The following is a 275-nucleotide window of genomic DNA, read 5'->3' as shown; positions in this document are numbered from 1 at the left end:
CCGCCATCTTCTCGTTTTCAGCCTATGGAAGAGTAGCTCTCAATTCCTTCCTGTCTGCCCCAAATGACTCCACACCAAAACCCTTGACATATACATTCGAAAAGAGCTCAGAAGTATCAGGCATAGGACTCTCCTTTGCTTTCGCAATGGCATCATCGACTTCTTTTCTGATTTCTTTCTCCATGTCCTTGAGCTCAGCAGCAGTTGCTAGGTCATGAGCCAAAATCAACTTCCTAACCCTTTCAATTGGATCACGCTCCTGTCTTACACCTGAG

At 45.8% G+C, this 275-nt stretch carries 1 protein-coding gene; it reads right to left on the bottom strand.

Features of this window, described 5'->3' with window-relative positions; genetic code table 11:
- Positions 1-22: 22 nt before the first annotated feature.
- A partial coding sequence (locus L9G74_RS24120; protein ID WP_238898610.1) for a thiamine pyrophosphate-dependent enzyme occupies positions 23-275 on the bottom strand: 253 nt, incomplete at its 5' end.

This window comes from Shewanella electrica (genome assembly GCF_022321485.1).
GTDB classification, from domain to species: domain Bacteria; phylum Pseudomonadota; class Gammaproteobacteria; order Enterobacterales; family Shewanellaceae; genus Shewanella; species Shewanella electrica.
Note: the sequence above shows the minus strand (reverse complement) of the source record. Positions and strands in the feature narration are given on the sequence as shown.